The organism is Lampropedia aestuarii (genome assembly GCF_004803635.1).
In the GTDB taxonomy this organism is placed as follows: domain Bacteria; phylum Pseudomonadota; class Gammaproteobacteria; order Burkholderiales; family Burkholderiaceae_C; genus Lampropedia; species Lampropedia aestuarii.
This window is the reverse complement of sequence record NZ_SSWX01000017.1, coordinates 1-19,349: the sequence shown is the minus strand read 5'-3', so window position 1 is coordinate 19,349 and position 19,349 is coordinate 1. Positions and strand designations below refer to the sequence as shown.

At 57.1% G+C, this 19,349-nt stretch carries 18 protein-coding genes; 5 read left to right on the top strand and 13 right to left on the bottom strand.

Annotated features, from left to right (window positions below):
* Window positions 1-119 precede the first annotated feature (119 nt).
* Genes E8K88_RS12830 through E8K88_RS12810 form a run of 5 tightly spaced genes read left to right on the top strand, consistent with a single transcriptional unit; the run spans window position 120 to window position 4,659 of the window.
* Window positions 120-1,001 carry a branched-chain amino acid ABC transporter permease gene (locus E8K88_RS12830; RefSeq protein ID WP_136407076.1) on the top strand — a complete coding sequence of 294 codons (882 nt, stop codon included), beginning with the start codon at window positions 120-122 and terminating at the stop codon, window positions 999-1,001.
* 12 nt (window positions 1,002-1,013) lie between these two features.
* Window positions 1,014-1,883: a branched-chain amino acid ABC transporter permease gene (locus tag E8K88_RS12825; RefSeq protein ID WP_136407075.1), complete on the top strand. Its 870-nt coding sequence runs from the start codon at window positions 1,014-1,016 to the stop codon at window positions 1,881-1,883.
* Between the two features lie 38 nt (window positions 1,884-1,921).
* The gene (locus E8K88_RS12820) at window positions 1,922-2,710 is read left to right on the top strand and encodes an ABC transporter ATP-binding protein (RefSeq protein WP_136407131.1); all 789 of its coding nucleotides are present in this window, start codon (window positions 1,922-1,924) and stop codon (window positions 2,708-2,710) included.
* Window positions 2,707-3,447 (top strand): ABC transporter ATP-binding protein, encoded by a 741-nt coding sequence (locus tag E8K88_RS12815; RefSeq protein WP_136407074.1) that lies wholly within the window; start codon window positions 2,707-2,709, stop codon window positions 3,445-3,447. The genes E8K88_RS12820 and E8K88_RS12815 overlap by 4 nt, the downstream gene beginning before the upstream one ends.
* Window positions 3,448-3,450: 3 nt before the next feature.
* Window positions 3,451-4,659, top strand: a complete 1,209-nt coding sequence (locus E8K88_RS12810) for an alpha-hydroxy acid oxidase (RefSeq protein WP_136407073.1) — start codon at window positions 3,451-3,453, stop codon at window positions 4,657-4,659.
* 272 nt (window positions 4,660-4,931) lie between these two features.
* On the opposite strand, the gene E8K88_RS12805 is transcribed toward E8K88_RS12810, so the two are convergent.
* From E8K88_RS12805 to rimO, 13 genes are all read right to left on the bottom strand, one after another.
* Entirely contained in the window at window positions 4,932-5,735 is an 804-nt protein-coding gene (locus E8K88_RS12805) for a glycosyltransferase family 2 protein (RefSeq protein WP_136407072.1), read from the bottom strand.
* A 479-nt stretch (window positions 5,736-6,214) separates the two neighbouring features.
* Entirely contained in the window at window positions 6,215-7,180 is a 966-nt protein-coding gene (locus E8K88_RS12800; protein ID WP_136407071.1) for a LysR substrate-binding domain-containing protein, read from the bottom strand.
* Window positions 7,181-7,821: 641 nt separating this feature from the next.
* The gene (locus tag E8K88_RS12795; RefSeq protein WP_136407070.1) at window positions 7,822-8,289 is read right to left on the bottom strand and encodes a PRC-barrel domain-containing protein; all 468 of its coding nucleotides are present in this window, start codon (window positions 8,287-8,289) and stop codon (window positions 7,822-7,824) included.
* A 509-nt stretch (window positions 8,290-8,798) separates the two neighbouring features.
* Complete coding sequence (locus E8K88_RS12790; protein WP_136407069.1) at window positions 8,799-10,196, bottom strand: LLM class flavin-dependent oxidoreductase; 1,398 nt, start codon at window positions 10,194-10,196, stop codon at window positions 8,799-8,801.
* Window positions 10,197-10,230: 34 nt separating this feature from the next.
* A complete protein-coding gene (locus tag E8K88_RS12785) occupies window positions 10,231-11,046 on the bottom strand; it encodes a MetQ/NlpA family ABC transporter substrate-binding protein (RefSeq protein WP_136407068.1) in 816 nt (271 codons plus the stop codon).
* A gap of 57 nt (window positions 11,047-11,103) precedes the next feature.
* Window positions 11,104-11,310, bottom strand: coding sequence for a hypothetical protein (locus tag E8K88_RS12780; protein ID WP_136407067.1), 207 nt, complete (start codon window positions 11,308-11,310; stop codon window positions 11,104-11,106).
* Window positions 11,310-12,596, bottom strand: coding sequence for an SfnB family sulfur acquisition oxidoreductase (locus E8K88_RS12775; RefSeq protein WP_136407066.1), 1,287 nt, complete (start codon window positions 12,594-12,596; stop codon window positions 11,310-11,312). Before E8K88_RS12775 ends, E8K88_RS12780 begins: the two co-directional genes overlap by 1 nt.
* 45 nt (window positions 12,597-12,641) lie before the next feature.
* On the bottom strand, window positions 12,642-13,913 hold the full coding sequence (locus E8K88_RS12770; protein WP_136407065.1) for an SfnB family sulfur acquisition oxidoreductase: 1,272 nt from the start codon (window positions 13,911-13,913) through the stop codon (window positions 12,642-12,644).
* A gap of 266 nt (window positions 13,914-14,179) precedes the next feature.
* Window positions 14,180-14,842 (bottom strand): methionine ABC transporter permease, encoded by a 663-nt coding sequence (locus E8K88_RS12765; RefSeq protein ID WP_136407064.1) that lies wholly within the window; start codon window positions 14,840-14,842, stop codon window positions 14,180-14,182.
* Window positions 14,832-16,007 (bottom strand): methionine ABC transporter ATP-binding protein, encoded by a 1,176-nt coding sequence (locus E8K88_RS12760; protein ID WP_136407063.1) that lies wholly within the window; start codon window positions 16,005-16,007, stop codon window positions 14,832-14,834. Before E8K88_RS12760 ends, E8K88_RS12765 begins: the two co-directional genes overlap by 11 nt.
* Window positions 16,008-16,042: 35 nt before the next feature.
* Window positions 16,043-16,861, bottom strand: coding sequence for a MetQ/NlpA family ABC transporter substrate-binding protein (locus E8K88_RS12755; RefSeq protein ID WP_136407062.1), 819 nt, complete (start codon window positions 16,859-16,861; stop codon window positions 16,043-16,045).
* 36 nt (window positions 16,862-16,897) lie between these two features.
* Window positions 16,898-17,716 carry a MetQ/NlpA family ABC transporter substrate-binding protein gene (locus tag E8K88_RS12750; RefSeq protein ID WP_136407061.1) on the bottom strand — a complete coding sequence of 273 codons (819 nt, stop codon included), beginning with the start codon at window positions 17,714-17,716 and terminating at the stop codon, window positions 16,898-16,900.
* Between the two features lie 298 nt (window positions 17,717-18,014).
* Window positions 18,015-19,349: 30S ribosomal protein S12 methylthiotransferase RimO (gene rimO / locus E8K88_RS12745; protein ID WP_136407060.1), on the bottom strand; the 1,335-nt coding region annotated here is incomplete at its 5' end.

Genomic DNA, 19,349 nt, shown 5'->3' with positions numbered 1-19,349 from the left:
GGGGCCACGCCCTGACAACGGCGGTTTGTCACCCACACCATGTGCGCGTTCATGTCTGCAGGCCCAAGGCCTACAGCAGGCTTTGCTATGGACGCCAATGGGCCAACCGTTTCTTCACAATGTTTGAACAGCAACTCTTCAATGCCTTGTCGCTGGGCAGTGTCTATGCGCTTTTTGCGCTGGGCTTCACACTGGTGTTTGGCGTGCTTGGCGTCATCAACCTCTCGCACGGTGCGGTGTTCATGGTCGGCGCTTATGCGGCCCTCACGGCCGTACAAACCATGAATTTGCCACTATGGGCTGCGATTGTTTTTGCGTTCCTGGTCTCGGGCTTGGTTGGCGCGCTGGTGGATGTGCTCGTGCTGCGGCCCTTGCGCAAACGCAATGCGCCGCACCTGATTCCCATGATTGCAACGATTGGCGTGGCGATTGTGCTCAACAACCTGGTGCAAGGTATTTTTGGCGCGGAAAACAAACGTTTTCCCAGCAGCATTTTGCCGCAGGAATCGCTGGACATCATGGGCCTGCACATCACGGTGATTGAGCTGGGCATCATCTTGCTGTCCTTCTTATTGATGGTGGCTTTGGTGCTGGTGATTCGTCGCACCCAAATGGGCCGCGCCTTGCGGGCCATTGCCGAGTCCCCCAAAGCCGCACTCTTGGTTGGTGTGAATGTCGAGTGGCTGTTCATCGTCACCTCATTTGTCGCAGCCGGTCTTGGCGGCGTAGCTGGTACCTTGGTGGGGATGTACTCGAACGCGCTGTTTCCACTGATGGGCCAACCGATTTTGCACAAAGGCATTGCCGTGATCATTCTGGGCGGCATGGGCGATATCCGCGGCGCGATGCTCGCGGGCCTGTTCCTGGGCTTTGCCGAGGTCATGAGCGTGGCCTATATCGGCTCAAGCATGCGTGACGCCGTCGCCTTTGGCGTCTTGTTCCTGGTGCTGATTTTGCGTCCCCAAGGTTTGCTTGGCCGTATTCAAGAGCGCAAAGCCTAAAGCGAGAACTCCATGGAAAGCTTTGAAAATTTCTGGCAAATCTACAGCAATCTGGTGCTGACACTGGGCATCAATGCGATGCTGGCGCTGTCCATCTACATCACGCTGTCCTGCGGCATGCTGTCCTTGGCCAATGCCGCCTTCATGGGCATTGGCGCCTACACCTCCAGCATATTGACGATGAGCTATGAGGCACCGTTTGCGCTGGCTTTGGCTGGTGGCATTGCGATGCCCATGCTGGTGGCGTTTATTCTGGGCAAGGTCACCTTGCACTTGTCTGGCGTCTATCTGGCAATGGCCACGCTGGCCTTTGGCGAGGTCGTGCGCATCACCGTACTCAACACGGAAAGCTTGACCGGCGGCGCGCTGGGTCTCAATGGCATTCCGAATCAAACCCAGTGGTGGCATGTGCTTTTGGCCCTGGCTGTGGTGTTGGCGATGCTGGCCTGCCTGCGCCGCTCCAAAGTCGGCCGCGCTTTTGAAGCGATCAAAGAGGACGAGACCGCCGCTGGCCTGATGGGCATCAACACCAATGCCAACAAAATGCTGGCTTTCGTGCTGGGCGCTTGCATCGCCGGCCTGGCCGGTGGCTTGAGCGCACACCTGACCTATTTCATTGGCCCCAATGAATACGGTTTTGACCGCGCGGTCGAAATTCTGACGATGGCGATTTTGGGCGGTATCAACTCGCTGATCGGCCCGGTCGTGGGCTCGCTGTTCTTGACCTTGCTGCCCGAATTGCTGCGCGGCCTCAATGACTTCCGCCTGGTCGTCAATGGTTTGCTGCTGGTTTTGGTCGTGCTGTTTTTGCCGCGTGGCCTGTGGGACCCTGCCCGTTTTAAACGTTTGTTTGGCCGCCAAGCAAAGAAAGGCGCGCAATGAGCACACATACACAAGTCAATCCAAAGAGCACTACACCGCTGCTGGAATTGAGCCATGTCTCACGCCATTTTGGTGGCCTGGTGGTGCTGGAAGATGTCAACTTGGCCGTGCCAGCGAACACCATTTTTGGCCTGATCGGCCCCAATGGCGCAGGCAAAACCACGGTTGTCAACATCATCACCGGTTTGCTCGCGCCCTCCTCTGGCCAGGTGCTGTTTGAAGGTGTGTCGCTGGTGGGCAAGCAGCCCCACACCATCACACAGGGCGGTATTGCACGCACGTTCCAGAACATCCGGGTGTTCAAGGAAATGTCATTGCTCGACAACGTGATTGTCGGCATGCATGCCCATTTGCATTACGGCCCGCTGGGCATTTTTACGCGCAGCAAATCCTTTGCCGCGGCTGAGCGCGCCGCACGTGAAAAAGCCTATGAATTGCTCAGCTGGGTGCGGCTTGCGCACAAATGCGACGAGCTGGCCGAAAGCCTGTCCTATGGCGAGCAACGCCGCCTGGAATTGGCCCGCGCATTGGCAACCAATCCCAAGCTGCTGCTGCTCGATGAGCCGGTCGCTGGCATGAACTCCAGCGAAAAAGAAGAGCTGATGCACGAGGTGCGCAATATCCACGCTCGTGGCTTTACGATTTTCATGATCGAGCACGATATGCGCTTTGTGATGGGCTTGTGCAAGGAAATCGCAGTACTGAACTTTGGCCGCATCATCTGCCAGGGCGAGCCGGACCATGTGCGCAACGACCCGCAAGTGATCGAAGCCTATTTGGGCCGAGAAGACGATGCAAGCACCACCAGCCAAGGAGTTGCGCAATGAACCCCAACACAGAACAGGCCTTGCAGCCGCAACTGTCCGTGCGCGATTTAGAAGTGCACTATGGCCCGGTCAAAGCCGTCAAAGGCATCTCCTTTGACTTGATGCCTGGGCGCATCACGACCTTGGTGGGCGCCAATGGCGCAGGCAAATCTACCACCTTATTGGCCTTATCAGGCTTGGTCAAAAAGCAGGCCACAGCGCTGCAATTCAATGGCCGTGATATCCGCAATCTCAAACCCCACCAGTTGGTTGCCAGCGGCCTGGTGCAAGTGGCCGAAGGCCGCGCCACGCTCACGCGTTTGACGGTGCGCGAGAACCTGCAACTGGGCGCCTACACGCGCAAGGACAGCGCTGCCGCGCAAGCCGCCGATCTGGAGCACATCTACCAATTGTTCCCCCGCCTGAAAGAGCGTGATGGCGGTCTGGCCGGCAATCTCTCTGGCGGTGAGCAGCAAATGCTGGCGATTGGCCGCGCTTTGATGGCCAAGCCCAGCGTGCTGCTGCTGGACGAGCCTTCTATGGGTCTGGCGCCCATCATAGTGCAAGACATTTTCCGCACACTCCAAAGCATCAACCAGACCGGTTTGACGATTTTTCTGGTCGAGCAGAACGTGCGCCAGGCACTGAAGATTTCAGACTATGCGTATGTGCTCGAGACCGGCAACATCGTGCTCGAAGGCTCTGGTCGCTCACTTCTGGGCAATGACAAAATCCAACAAGCTTACCTAGGGGGTTAAACCATGCAACACACAAGCGCCCCGCTGCAACAGCCCTGGGGCCAGCCCAGCGCAGCCCAGCTGGCCCAGGCCGTTTGCATTGAAGATCTGCGCCAAATCGCACAAAAACGCGTGCCGCGCATGTTCTACGACTATGCCGACAGTGGCAGCTGGACCGAGAGCACCTACCAGGCCAATGCCAGCGACTTCCAAAAAATCCACTTGCGCCAACGCGTGGCCTGCAATATTGCCGAACGCAACATCAGCACCGTGATGGCTGGCGTGCCAGTGCGCATGCCCGTTGCGATTGCGCCGACGGGTTTGGCCGGCATGCAGCATGCGGATGGCGAAATTCTGGCCGCACGTGCATGTGAACAATTCGGTATTCCTTACACGCTCAGCACCATGAGCATCGCCTCGATCGAAGACGTGGCCGAGCACACCACTGCCCCATTTTGGTTTCAGCTCTATGTGATGAAAGACCGCGACTTCATTGGCCGTTTGATCGACCGTGCCAAAGCCGCTGGCTGTGGCGCCTTGATCGTCACCCTGGATTTGCAAGTGATTGGCCAGCGCCACAAAGACCTGCGCAACGGTCTGACGGCACCACCGCGCATCACGCTGAAAAATGCGCTGAATTTTGCCACCAAGCCGCGCTGGTGCCTGAATATGCTGCGCACCCAGCGCCGTGGTTTTGGCAATGTGCTGGGCCATGTCAAAGGCATCGATGACATGAGCTCACTGCTGTCATGGACTGGCGAGCAGTTCGACCTGACACTGAACTGGTCAGACATCGCCTGGATCAAGGAACGCTGGGGCGGCAAGCTGGTGCTCAAAGGCATTTTGGATCCGGAAGATGCCAAACTGGCAGTGGCCTGCGGCGTCGATGCATTGATCGTGTCCAACCATGGCGGACGCCAGCTCGATGGCGCGCTGTCAACGATTGCCGCTCTGCCCGCTATTGTCGATGCGGTCGGCCATGAAATCGAGTTGTGGCTCGATAGCGGCATTCGCAGCGGACAAGATGTGCTCAAAGCCCTGGCCCTCGGCGCACGTGGCACGATGATTGGCCGCCCCTACTTGTATGGCCTGGGCGCATACGGCCAAGCTGGCGTGACGCGCTGCCTGGAGATTCTGGCCAAAGAGCTGGATCTGACAATGGCCTTCTGCGGCCACACGGACATCCGTGCCGTTGGGCGCGATGTGCTGTGCTCAGAGCACACGGCGCGCTAAAAACCATCTCAGCATCTCTAAACTGACCGCACTGCAGTCACAAAAGCCGCGTTCTGCGGCTCCTGTAGGGCAAGGGGTTTTAACAAAACTGCCGGCCTTACGAGCGCCCCAACTCCCAACACGAAAAAGCACCTCAGAACACCTCCCGAGTGTGTTTCTGTGGGCTCGCGCATGTTTGATTTGCTCGGCCATCGGGCTTATGAGAGGCCGATATATCAAAACACCCCGCTTTCACATAAAAAAAATAATTAAAAACAAATATCAAATTGAATTTAACTTGAAACACCCCTCACCTTATTCAAAGCCCTCCACAATCGATAGCGAATTCTTCCTTGATTAACACCTGGAATTTTAAAATTATTATCTCTTGCAAGTCGATCTCTGAACTCCCTGGCAAAAACGGCATCTTCTTCCTGCTTTTTTAACTGGGCCTCCGTCTTGGATGCTACATGACCACTGCTAGTATCCACATAGGTATACAAAGCATTGGGCGCAGTGACCAGTTTTTTTGATAAGAATATTGCCTCCATCGAAAAGACAAGATCTTCAATGATTCTTCCCTCTGGGAATGTTAAAGCATTCGAGCGGATGAAATCAGAGCAAAAAAGATACCGCCAGACATAACCAATTCGCCCGGCATAGGTGACCTGCAATTTTTTCTGTATTGATGTGTGGACCGATACTTTTTTAAAAGAATGTGTCAATTCTTTTGATTTCTCATTAACCATTCCACCACATGAAATATCAGCCCCATGAAGCATGATCGGGGCTAGTAAATTAGCATAAAAATCTTTATTTATCCTATCGTCTGCGTCCATGAAGTGGATATATTGACCTGTCGCATTGTGAATCCCTAGATTTCTCGCTGCAGAAACGCCTTTGTTTTTTTGTTGAATCAATTTAACAGGATAAGACCCAGCAATCGCTGCAGTAGCATCTGTGGAGCCATCATCAACGACGATCACCTCCAGCCGATCGTAGGATTGACTGAAAATACCATCCAAACAATTTTTTATATACGCACTTCCATTAAAAACAGGAATCACCACAGAAATCAACGGCTGATCAACTTGCATTTTATTATCGGAGATGGCTTTTCATCAATATACCTAACGAGAGCATGGCACCAAATTAAAAACATGGCGCAACAGCTCGGCCTGATGCATTCCTGACTCAATGGCGTGGAGCTCAGGAACAGATCAGACGCGATTGTAAGCTTCTATTGACAAATTAATGAAGCCATCAAGCCAACGAGTAATACCTGCGCGATTGCATCAGACACAGGCATTCCAATGTTCGATGCCTATCAACAGTGAACCATTGCATTGGGTGTCAAAATCCGCCTGTTATTGGCCCGTTTCCTGCACAAGTGCGGCATCTTTTCCTACCAGTTTTCAACACCTGAGCGGGTGTTGGATGATGGCGTGCGCGCTGCGGGATGTACTCGTGGCGGACCTTCGCATAGTTCATCACGGCAACCATCCACTGAGCGGCTGATGCGACGTGCGTACATTTGATGACTTGACTCATGCGCCGCAGTAAGGGGGCGCAGCCTTTAATCGGCGTGTATCGCCAAGCCGTGTGGACGGCACAGTGTCTGCTGCGCCAGCTCCTGACCCAGCAAACTTTGCTCGCTGCACAGCGCTTGCAACCAGTGCACAAACTGCCTGGCCTCATCGCTGTTGGTATTGATCAACGCGTAGTATTGGTTTTTAGGCCTTGAGAAAACAGAAAACAATGGCTGCAGGGCGCCGCTGCGCAGCCAATCGCACACCAAGCCTAAACGGCACAAAGCCACGCCATGGCCTTTGAGCGCAGCCTCGTAAATTAAGCCGAGATCCTGAAACTTCGGGCCTTTTTGCGGCTCGGGCCAATCCAATAATGCCGCCTCAAACCAGGGCTGCCAAGGCTCTAACGCGGTACGCATCAGCGGCACGTGCTGCAATTGGCTGGGGGTGTGCAGCGGCGCTGCGGTTTTCAAAAACAATGGCGAAGCCATTGGCATTGCCACATCGTGGGTTAAGGGTACACCGCCATGCGCGTCGACATCGCCTGCGCGAATTTCCACATCGGCATTGGTCGATGGGTAATCAAACACCGGCGGCACCACGACCAGCTCCACATCGATATGCGGATAACGGTTCATAAAGGCTTGCAGGTTGGATGCCAGCAATTGCCGCCCAAACGTCGGTGTGGCGGTAATGCGCAGCTTGGCGGTGGTCTCAGCGGGCTGGGCAAACGACGGCAGCGCTATCAGCATGTGCAAAATTGGCTTGACCGAGTCCAGGTATTGCTGGCCCGCAGCAGTCAGCACAATGGCATTGCTGCGCCTGTCAAACAACTCCGCCCCCACCAACTCCTCCAGGCTGTTGATGCGCTTGCGAATCGCGCTGGCCGTCAAGCTCAGCTCGCGAGCTGCACGCTCAAAACTGCCCAGTCGCGCTGCGGCTTCAAAGCCGCGCAGTGCCTCCGTCGATGGCATGCGCACGCCGCCGCGCCGATTGTGTTGTTGCATTTGCATACGCTGTTATCTCCGTGGGCCGCTGATGTGCCTGTTTAGGTACAAGGGCCTGTAATCGCCTTGCAGCAGACCAGCATTGTCACCTTGATCCATGCTGTTATGAAGCAATACACGCCAATAAAGCGCTTTTATCAGCTGAAACGGCTTTGTCTGCCAGCATGAAGTGGTGGCAGTCAGCGCCCACGCCGCCAGCGTTTTATTGCAATGCGCCTGCGTCTCGCGCCACGAGCATGGCTGTCAGTCACCCCCACCTTTCCAAGTGCCACGCTCGAAACGACCCCATGCAGCAAGCAGAATGGATCTGTTGGCATGGGGGCGTCTCAATAGCAGCGATGACAGCCTCGCTGACCGCTCTGGGGGCACGCCCTGCACCTCCCTGACCAACTGGGCCATCTACCGAACCACGCACTTGGACACTGGGCCGCAATCCTGTCAATTCGATGCGCGGCATTACCAATGAGGTCAGCTGCATTGCCTCATCCACCAAACTCACACCTGACAGCCCGCGGATTGAGACAATTAATTCACGATTAACAATAAACCACCCGAAGGTGGTTTATTGCATGAAGCCATATTCCATTTTCTCAAGAGCAATCGCGGTGCATGACGCCCCCTGCTCTTGACCAAATAGTGATTCAATATTATTTCTTGACAAAACCAGATTCAGGAATTTCTTTCAATGCTTCTTGTGTTGCGCCTGGCAGTACGATCCTGCCTTCGGCAATATGGAAGTTTCTCACTGCAATAGTGACATCATGGGTGCCAATTCCCAAGAATCCCCCGACGCCAATCACAGCGAAGGTGGCAGAGCTATCAACAGCAATAATCACGTCTTCAATCTTGCCCACTGTTTCACCAGACTCGTTGTAGACGCTTTGCCCCAGGATTGAATCCTTCAAGCTCCAGCCTGTAGCGATCGCTTGAATATCAGCGGCATTGTTTCCGAAACTGGGGGTTCTTTTTTCATATTCCCCATAAGCCGCGCCCCCAATGGAGCCATGCTGATTAGCCGCATTGCCTGCTTGTGCAGGCGCTACCGGATTATTAACGCCGCCAACCAGCGGTTGATGGCCCTGTTGCAGCGGAAGGTTTGCATTACGTTCGGACATACACTTCTCCTAGTAGTTGCGAAGAGCGAGAATACACCCTTCGCCTTGATAGTAAGCGCCATATGCCAAGCAGCCTAAAACATAATCATTCAACTTGTATTTGAATGTACGTAACATTCGAAAATACAATCAGAAAAACAGGCTGAATCAACGCCTAAAAGTGCTGCTCTTTCTCAAACCATAAAAAGTTCAGTGAATTTTCAATTAACTATTTTTGAAAGAAAATATTACTAAAAATTGGCGCTGGCAAACTACCTGTCAAACACGCCTTGCAAGCGCGCGCGGCTGGCGTAGCCACTGGCGTGGGATTCAAGTGGTGGGCTTGCATCGTGCTCTTTCTGGCGCAACACCACTGGCTTTTTCACGACCTTGGGCGCTCAACCAAGGACAGGGCCTGCCAAGCCCGTGAGCATGGCCATGACAAACCATAAGTGGATGCGCAATGGCCTGTTCACTCGCCTAGAAATTGAATGCATTGGGGTCGCGCTGCGCCCTGTTAAGCCGCCTCGTTAAGCCGCCACTTCGCTGGCCGCTTGCAGGTCGCGCCACTGCGCACCTGTGTGGTTGGCTGGCAAGCGGTCGCCTTGGCCAAATAGTTTGTGGCGCAGGCTGCCTGCTGCATACGCGGTGCGGTAACGGCCTCGGTTTTGCAGCTCGGGCACGATGCTGTGGGCAAAGTCTTCCCAGGTTTGGGGCACGACAATGCGCGTGAGATTGAAGCCGTCGATCTCGCCTTCGTCGATCCAGCGGCTCAGCTCGTCTGCGACTTGGTTGGCATCACCGACCACGGTGTTGTAGCGGCTGCCAAGCTTGAATTGCTCCAGCAGCTTGCGGCGTGTGGTCAGGCCTTGCGCTTGTGCGGCGGACGTGGCCGATTGAATCGCATTGCTCTTGCCAAAGGGAATCGGCTCATCGAGGTCGTACTGCGAAAAATCCATGCCGGTGCTGGCAGAGAAATGCGCCAAACCACCCTCGGCGCTGGCGTGGCCCAAGTAGTCCGCGTATTTTTCTTGCGCTTCGGCCTGGCTGTCGCCCGTGACAACTGCCATGCCGGCGTAGATTTTGATGTCCTCAGCTCTGCGGCCTGCCTCCACGGCGGCCTGGCGCAATTGCCGTGAGGCCTTGCGCGCGGCTTCTGGCGTGGTAGCTCCTATGAACACGCCTTCGGCATGCTGGCCTGCAAACTGCAAACCCCGACTGGACGTGCCCGCCTGGAACAGCAGCGGCGTACGCTGCGGCGACGGCGCGCTCATGTGAATCGCATTGCTGCGGTAGAACGGACCGTTGTGCACCACCGGATGGACCTTCTCTGGCAAGGCGTGGATGCGGCGGGCCTTATCGGCAATCACCGCGCCCTCCTCCCAGCTGCCTTCCCAGAGTTTGTAGGCCAGCTCCAGAAAGTCATCGGCTCTGTCATAGCGGCGGTCGTGTTCATCAAGGCCCTCTTGCCCCAGACCGCGTGCGCCGCTGTCGACATAGCCGGTCACGATGTTCCAGCCAATGCGGCCCTTGCTCAGGTGGTCCAGCGTGGTCACGTCGCGGGCAAAGGTATACGGATGGTGGGCGCTGATGGTGGCCGTGACGCCAAAGCCCAGGTGCTCAGTGACAGCGGCCATGGCCGAAATCACCAGCCACGGGTTGTTCACGGGCAGCTGGATGCCTTCGCGCAACGTCAAATCCACGCCGTGGTTCTGGCCACGCTGGTAAACGTCGTAATAACCAATCACATCCGCAATGAATAGGCTGTCAAAAAAGCCCTTCTCCAGCGTTTTGGCCAGGTCGGTCCAGTATGTGAGGGTGTTGAACTCGGTTGAGCGGTCTTGCGGATGGGTCCACAAGCCGTGGTGGATGTGGCCAACACAATTCATATTGAACGCGTTGACGTGGATCTGTTTGGGGCGTGACATGGTGTTTCCTTCCAGGGTGCTAGCGAGGCCTGCCTCAGTCTTTGAGCCAAGTGAGGCGGTAGAGCTTGTGGTCGTGCTGGTAGAACTGGTCAATCGCTTGGCGCACCTCGGGCGACTCTTTGTAGATCGCCAGAAACTCGGCAATGCGCGGGTCTTTGGCCTTGTCTTGGCGGGCGACAAACTGGATCGCCCAGGAATCGTCTTCGTAGCTGGTGTAATCCAGGCCACTGCTGGCATCAAAGGCTTTGGAGGCGAGGATGAAGTACGGATAGCCTTGCGCCAAATCCACATCGGGCGTGGTGCGGGCCAGTTGTGGGCCTTCGACTTCAACGAAGCTGAGGTTTTTCGGGTTCTCGGCGATGTCCTTCAATTCGCTGAGCAAGCCCACGCCGGGGCGCAGCTTGATCACGCCCGCATGGTCGAGCAAGCGCAGACCACGGCCGATGTTGATCGGGTCGCTGGCAATCGCCACTTTGCCACCATTCGGGATGTCGGCCAGGCTTTTGTGCTTGAGCGAGTACAGGCCCAAAAACGACAAGATGCCAGGTTGCACGCTGACGAATTGGAAGCCGCGCTCGCGCACGACGTTGGCCAGGTAGTTGCTGTTCTGAAAATAGTTCAGGTCGATGTCACCGGCATCGAGTGCGACGTTGGGCGTGGCCCAGTCGGTGAATTCAACGACTTCAATGTCCAGGCCTTTTTTCTTGGCATCAGCGGCGGCCACGCCGACCGAGTCGGCAAAGACGCCCGGCACGACGCCGATTTTCAAAGGTGCGGCCAGCGCGCTGCCTGCCAAGACCATGGAGGCGGCCAGTTGGGCCCATTGTTTAATCCAAATGCGTTTGCTCATGAGTGGCTCACTGTGTTGCGTTAATTGAAGTGATGGAAAAAAACGGTCTGCACGGGATCACCACGCAGGAATCACGGCGCCATCGAACAAGCCGTGTTCCGAATCACGGGCCAAGTCCTGCCAGTAGGCCAGCGTGTTGAATAGGTCCAAGCGATCACGCGGGTGAGTCCGAAGGCCGTGCTTGAGGAGGCCTACGCAGTTCATGCTGAACGCGTTCAGCATCAGCGGGGCCTTGGCTTGGGATGCAGTGCAAGGGCCGGGCATTACAAGGCTCCGTAGCGCGGAGGAATCACGTCGTTCAAGGCGTAATTGCCAATCGCATGCCACTTCCAGCGCACCGGGTCGTGCAAGGTGTGGGTGCGCACATTGCGCCAGTAACGGTCAAAGCCCCAGGCGGCAAAGGTTGCAGACGTACCGCCCAGCTCCAGCAACTTGTTCGCAGCCAGCAAGCCTGCGCTGTGGCTCAGGGTGCGGGCTTCGGCCACGGCAACCGAGGCAGCGGCCACGCTGGCTTCTGTCGGAGCGGCCTGGGCCGCATCGGTGATCAGCGCGCTGCGGCGCAGCAAGGCGCGTGCCGCATGCAGGCGCACATCGACTTTGCCCAGTGCTTGCAGCGTCAGTGGGTCATCACTGGCTTGTGCGACCCCAGCATCAATCCATGGCCGCGCTTGTTCACGGATGAATGGCAGGCTGGCTTGCAGCGCGCCTTCGCCAATGCCCAGGTCAATCGCGGCATGCATGATTTGCGCGACTGGCCCGATGGTGGTGGGGTTGTCAAAGCTGACCTGGAAAGGCACGATCCATTCCGGCTGGATTTGCACATTCTGCAGCGATACCGAGCCACTGCCGGTCACGCGCTGGCCCATGCCATCCCAGTCGTCGGTCACCGTCACGCCGACCGCATCGCGGGGCACGAACACCATCACGCTGACCGGTTCTGGGCCCTCGCCCCATTGCATGGCTTGCACTGGAATCCAGTGCGCAAAAATCGCACCGGTGCAATAAAACTTCTCGCCATTCAAGACCCAGCCTGCGGCGGCCTGCTCCAGGCGCGTGCGGCGTTTGTGGTCGCGGTGGCCAATCTCGGCCAAGGCATTGCCAAAGCGTTCGCCGGCGAGCACACGCTCAAAGAAGAAACGCTGCTGGGCGTCGCTGCCGCCAACACGCAGCACTTCCAGCGCATAAAAATGGTTTTGCGGAATATGGCCCAGCGAGCCGTCAGCGGCCGCAATCGTTGCAATGACTTGGGCCAGCGTCCAATTGCTGACCTGCAAGCCACCGTAAGCTTTGGGCACGGTGATCGCCCACAAACCGCTGTCGCTGTAGGTTTCAATCTCAGCCCAAGGCATGAGGCGTTCGCGGTCACGCTGCAGCGCGCTAGGGGCCCATTGCGCGGCCAATTGCTGGGCAATCGCCAGCGCTTGGGCTTCGCTGGCAATCACATGGGGGCGCTGGCGGGGTGCGGCCACAGGGGCTACGACTTGGCGAAAGCTGTTGGCAGCGCGCTCTGCTGGTGTGGCAGATTGCAGGGAAGAAATGGCATCAGACATGGTGGTGCAAAGCTCTGTGTGTGCGGTCAATCGGTGTGGCATGGCTCAATTCCACTGATGGCGTTGTGGTGCCCTGCCGTTGAGCAGGTAATTGCCCAACAGGTGCAACTTCCAGCGCACCGGGTCGTGCAAGGTGTGCACGCGCGCATTGCGCCAATGCCGATCGAGGTTGTGGACCGAGCGCGCCGACGAGGTACCGGCCAGCTCCAGCAGGTTTTCACTGGCTTGCAAAGCCACCTCGGTAGTCAGGACCTTGGCGCGTGCCACGGCCACCGAGGCTTGGGCACTGATGGCTTCGGTGACCGGCTGGCCATGCCAGGCATCGAGCAAACGCGCCGCGTCCAGCAACACTTCACGCGCGGCATGCACGTTCACGGTGAGCTTGCCGAACTCCTGGATGATGTACGGGTCTTCGTAGGCCTGCTCCACCCCGGAGTGCACCCAGGCACGGCTGCGCTCGCGCACAAAGCTGCGGGCGTCGGCCAGAGCGCCTTCGGCAATGCCTTGGTCGATCGAGGCCTGGATCAGCTGCGAAATCGGCCCAGACAAGCTGGCCGGGTTTTTCGACGCATACAAGGCCACAACGTCTTCTTCTTGCACCAAGACATGGTCCAGGCGCACGCTGCCACTGGCGGTTGTGCGCTGGCCAAAGGCGTCCCAGTCGTCGATGATGGTCAACCCCGGCGCATCGTGGCGCACCCAGACTTGCACAAAGCGCTCTTGCTCATCAACGGCGCGAAACGGCACCCAATGCGCAAACAAGGAGCCAGTCGAATAAAAACGCGTGCCTGAAACCCGCAACTGTCCATCCGCATCGCGGTGCAAACGCGCAGTGGCGGCTGCAATGGTCGCAGCTTTGGCTTTTTTCTCAGGACCGGCATTGCCCAGGCGGTGGCCAGACAGCACATCGGCAAACCAGCGCTGTTGCTGCGCCGCTGTGCCAAAGTCCTGCAGGTTCTGAATCAGGGCGAAATGGTTTTGCGGAATCTGCCCCAGCGAGGGGTCAGCGGCGCAAATGGTCACAAACACCTGGGCCAGCGTTTCAAACGAAGCACCTAGGCCACCGTAGGCACACGGCACGGTGATTGCGCCCAGGCCGCTGGCGGTGTAGCGCTCCAGCTCGTCCCATGGCAGGCGACGCTCTCTATCGCGCTGCGCGGCCCCTTGGCGGAACTCCTCAGCCAGGCGCGCAGCGACTTCCAAAGCCTGCGCTTCAGTCGCGATGCGCTGTGGTGGCGTGGGTGGCAAAGGCAAACGCTGGTGGGCATGCGCAGTGCGTGGGGTGTGTAAGGTGCTTGGAGCAGCCGTGTCAGTCATGCGGTGCTTCTTTCAAGAGATCAATGGTCAAAAATTTTTTTTGCAGCTGGGCCATGCCAGCCTGTGTCGCACTCACTGAGCGCGCCACAGGCCTGCACGCAGCCACCGGCGCCTGCCGCAGCAAGCCCGTAGCAACAAAAAAGGGGGGCCACACGCTGTGCGTGGGCTTCAGATGCACAAGCAGGAGGTGCCTGGCCGAGCAACTGGTGCTATGCCGGCATCAACCAGAACAGCAGCAGCAGCAGCGACTGCTGCGGCAAAAACGATCAGCGGTTACGCAAACAGCGCACATACCAGTCCCCACTGCATTGCACGATGGTGACCAGCGCAATCAACACGGCAATCACAATCAGCATGACCTGGGTGTCAAAACGCTGGTAGCCGTAGCGAATCGCCAGGTCGCCCAAGCCCCCAGCCCCAACGGCCCCCGCCATCGCCGACGAGCTGATCAAGGCCACCAGGGTGATGGTGAAGCCGCCGACGATGCCGGGCAAAGCTTCGGGAATGTAGACATGGCGGATGATGTGCCACTTCTTGCACCCCATTGCTTGTGCGGCCTCAATCAAGCCGGGATCGACTTCGCGCAGACTGACTTCGGCAATGCGGGCAAAAAACGGTGTGGCGCTGATGGCCAAAGGCACGATCGCTGCCCAGACGCCAATGGTGGTGCCGGTCACCAGACGGGTGAACGGAATCAAGGCGACCAACAGCACAATGAACGGCGTGGCACGAAAGCCATTGACGATGCTGCCAACCCCACGGTTGATTTTGGGCGAGTCCAAAAAACCACCCGGCGCAGTCACGATCAGCAGCACAGCCAGCGGAATACCGGCCAAAAAGGCAATGGCACCGGACACGCCCACCATCGTGAAGGTGTCGATCAAGGCCTGCCAGTAGCGCTCAGAGGGAATAGACAAATTAAACGACATAACCGAGCACCTCGATGCGGTGCGCAATGGCTTCTGGCCCTTGCGCCAATTGAGACAGATTGGGCAATGCGGTTTGCCCATGGAGCGCCAGCAGCAAACGGCCGTGCGCATGGCCTTGGATGCGGTCAACACCGCCGTGCACCAGGCGGAGATCACCACCAAAGGCTTTGGCAATACGCAGAAAATCAGGCTCCAAGCCACCAGCGCCGCTGTAATCGAGTTGCAGCAATACCTCGTAAGCGCCGCTAGCTGGCGGCTGCGCTTGCAGGCGTTGCTGCACGTCATCGGGCAAGCCGTGTTGCAGTGGTGCGAGCAAGGCCTTGGTCGCTGCGTGTTGAGGCGAGCCAAACACCTGCCAGACTTGGCCCAGCTCGGCAATGCGGCCCTGCTCCAGCACCAGCACCTGGTCGGCGATCTCGCGGATCACGCTCATCTCGTGGGTGATCAAAATCACCGTGATGCCCAGGCGGCGGTTGATGTCGCGCAGCAATTGCAAAATCGATTGCGTGGTTTCTGGGTCGAGCGCCGAGGTGGCCTCGTCGCACAACAAGATTTCAGGTTTGGTCGCCAGCGCCCGGGCAATGCCCACGCGCTGCTTTTGGCCGCCTGACAAGCGGCGCGGGTGCACATGGTGCTTGTCTTGCAAACCCACCAAGGCCAGCAATTCGGTCACGCGCTGCTGCACCTCGGCAGGCCGCACACCGGCCACACGCAGCGGCAGGGCAACGTTGTCAAACACGGTTTTGGCCGACAGCAAATTGAAGTGCTGAAAAATCATGCCGATGCGGCGGCGCAAAGCCACCAGCTCGGCCTCGCCCAAAAGACCCATATCAACGCCGTTGACGATCACCTTGCCCGATGTCGGCTGCTCCAAACGGTTGATGGTGCGCAGCAAACTGGATTTGCCAGCGCCGCTGCGGCCAATGATGCCGAAGATGCTACCCGCAGGAATGTCCAGCGTAATGTCATCGAGCGCATGCACGGCCCCTGCAGACGATTGGTAGACCTTGCCCACCGATTGGAACGACACCGCAGTCGCTGTGGCATATTGCTGCGCAGGCACCTCGGACACCTGGCTATTGCGCAACGCTTGCACGCTATCGCTTTGGTAGAACACCTCAGACACCTGCGCCAGAGGGCGGCGCAATACAGCAGATCCAGACATCAACTCTCTCCTTTATAAGCCGAACGCACGCCCCATCAACGCTGCCAAGGCAGGGTGTAGAGGTTCGGGTTGTTGTCAAAGCGCGCTGCTACGACCTCGCGCACTTTGGGCGAGCTCTGGAACAAGGTGACAAATTTCTTCAGTTTTTCTTCTTGCGCGCGGTCATGGCGTGCGGCAAAGCCCATCGCGTAATAGGTATCGGCAATGCCTGAATACGCCAGACCTTTTCCCGCCTGCTCAGGCTTGCCGGCATTGACGAAGTAACTGGGCCACACGACCGCCAAGTCCACATCGGCCAGCGAATGGATCAGCTGTGGGCCTTCAATTTCCACCAGCTTGAGGTGTTTCGGGTTCTCAATCACGTCGTGCACCGTGGCGCCAGTGTCATCGCCATTTTTGAGTTTGATCAAGCCAGCTTTCTGCAGCAGCAGCAAGCCACGGCCTTGGTTGACCGGGTCATTGGGCACAGACACGGTCGCGCCTTGCGGCACGGCATCCAGGCTGGTGTACTTGTTCGAGTAAATGCCAATGTTTTGCAGCAAGCCCAGACCAATCAAATCGATTTTGTAGCCACGCTCTTTGACGGCATTGTTCAAGAACGCCTGGTGCTGGAAGAAGTTCAGATCGATATCGCCGTTGTTCAACGCTTCGTTGGGCAGCGTCCAGTCGGTGAACTCGACCAACTGCACATCCAGACCCTGGGCTTTGCCCTCTGCCACCACCGCTTCGATTGCATCTGAAGTCACGCCTGGCACCGAGCCGATTTTCACCACATCCAAAGCCCAGGCACTGCCCATGCTCAAGCTCAGACTGAGCACACCAACCCACAGACGCCATTGTTTATTTGCCAACATACATTGCTCTCCAGTTCGCTTTCAATCACCAGTCCGTCAATTGCCACGCCAGGCCAGCGTGTAGAGCCGGTCGTCGTTGGAAAAAGCGCGATGTGTTTCGGCTTTGACCGCATCGGAGTTTTGGTAGAGCTGGATGAATTTCTGCACCACCGGATCACTCACGCGGTCTTGCTTGACCACGAACTGGATCGAGAACTGCTTGTCCTCAATGCCCGAATACGCCAGACCGCTGGATGGGTCAAAGGCTTTGGCGGCGACGATGAAGTGCGGATAGCCCTGGGCAATATCCACATCGCCGGTGATGCGCACCAGTTGCGGGCCTTCCACTTCAACAAAGCTGAGGTTTTTCGGGTTGGCGGTGATGTCGTTGAGCGTGCCCAAGTAGCCCACATCGGGCTTCAATTCAATCAAGCCGACTTTTTGCAACAGCAACAGGCCACGCCCTTGGTTGACCGGATCGCTGGCAATGCCGACCTTGCCCTTGTGTGGCACCTGGTCGACCGCTTGGTGCTTGAGCGAGTACAAGCCCACGTTGGCCAAAATGCCGGTGCCTGCGCTGGCCAGTTGGTAGCCTTGCTGCTTGATGGCGTTGTTCAGAAAAGGCTGGTGCTGGAAGTAGTTGATGTCGATGTCGCCATTGTTCACTGCGACGTTGGGCGTGGTCCAGTCGGTGAATTCGACCACCTCGACCTCAATGCCCTGGGCTTTGGCCTCTTTGGCCGCCACGGTGATGGAGTCGGCATACGCGCCAGGCACAACACCAATGCGCAATTTGTCGGCTGCCAGCGCAACGGCAGGCGCAATGGCCAAGGTGACAGCAGCCACCAAAATCACTTGCTTGAAACGGTTCAGCATCGCTCAGTCCTGTTTTTTGAGTGCTTGCCAGGCCAGATTGGCTGGCAAGCGACGTGATTGGAAGAGCTCGATTGAATCGCGGCAGGCGTTTTGCGACCACTACATTTTTCTCATTTGTTTATAAACATTCGATCAAACATAAACCATTGTTCTGAAAACAAATTTTTAACCATTGTGCATATGCAAATGGTTAAACACCATATACAGACGCTCAAATGCAAAAAACGCGACCATTGGTCGCGTTTTTCAATGAGACGCCCAAACCATGCTTGGTGCGTATTTGGTAAAAAACCGGTGATCAGATCGGCTGGGCAATCAAGTCATGGCCCTGGGCTTGCACGATTTGGGCGCGGGTGAATTCCCCCACTTTCAAGGTCTTGCTGGCTTTTTGCGGTGGCAGCAAATGCACGACGCCATCTATCTCAGGCGCATCAGCGTAACTGCGACCACGGCCACCTTTGCGGCCTAAAGCTGGTGCATGGTCGATCAAAACCTGCATTGTTGCGCCAACACGGCGCTGCAGTTTTTCAATAGAGACGCGCTCGGCCACTTCCATAAAGCGCGCCTGGCGCTCCCGGCGCACAGCCATCGGCAACATGCCGGGCAAAGAATTAGCCACTGCGCCATCCACATCACTGTAGGCAAAGCAGCCTGCACGGTCGATTTTGGCTTCCTGGACAAAATCCAGCAGGTGCGAGAACTCTTCTTCGGTCTCGCCGGGGAAGCCGGCGATGAAAGTGCTGCGAATCACCAACTCAGGGCAGGTTTTGCGCCATTCCTGAATGCGCTCCAGATTGCGCTCGCCGCTGGCAGGGCGCTTCATGCGTTTGAGCACATCAGGGTGGCTGTGCTGGAACGGCACATCCAGGTAGGGCAACACCAAACCCTGGGCCATCAGTTCCACCACCGCATCCACGCTCGGGTACGGGTACACGTAGTGCAAACGCACCCATGCGCCGTACTCACGCGCCAAGGCGCCCAGCTCTTGCACCATCTCGTACAAGCGACTCTTGACCGGCTTGCCATCCCAAAAACCCATGCGGTATTTGACATCCACACCATAGGCCGAGGTGTCCTGGCTGATCACCAGCAATTCTTTGACACCGCCAGCAAACAAGGCGCGTGCTTCCTTGAGCACATCGCCAATTGGGCGCGAGACCAGATCGCCGCGCATCGACGGAATAATGCAAAACGTGCAGCGGTGGTTGCAACCTTCGCTGATTTTCAAATACGCATAGTGCTTGGGCGTGAGCTTCAAGCCCGCCTCCCCAAACCCACCGGGCACCAAGTCCAAAAACGGGTCATGCGGCTTGGGCAAATGCGTGTGCACTGCATCCATCACCTCTTGCGTGGCATGCGGGCCTGTGACTGCCAGCACGCTGGGGTGCACTTGCTGCACCAGGTTGCTGCCATCTTCAGCCGCACGCGCGCCCAGGCAACCGGTCACAATCACTTTGCCGTTTTCTGCCAAGGCTTCGCTGATCGTGTCTAGGCTTTCCTTGACCGCATCGTCGATGAAGCCGCAGGTATTGACGATGACCAAATCCGCCCCATCAAAGGTTTTGGAGGTTTGGTAGCCTTCGGCACTCAGTTGCGTGAGGATCAGCTCGGAGTCGGTCAAGGCCTTCGGGCA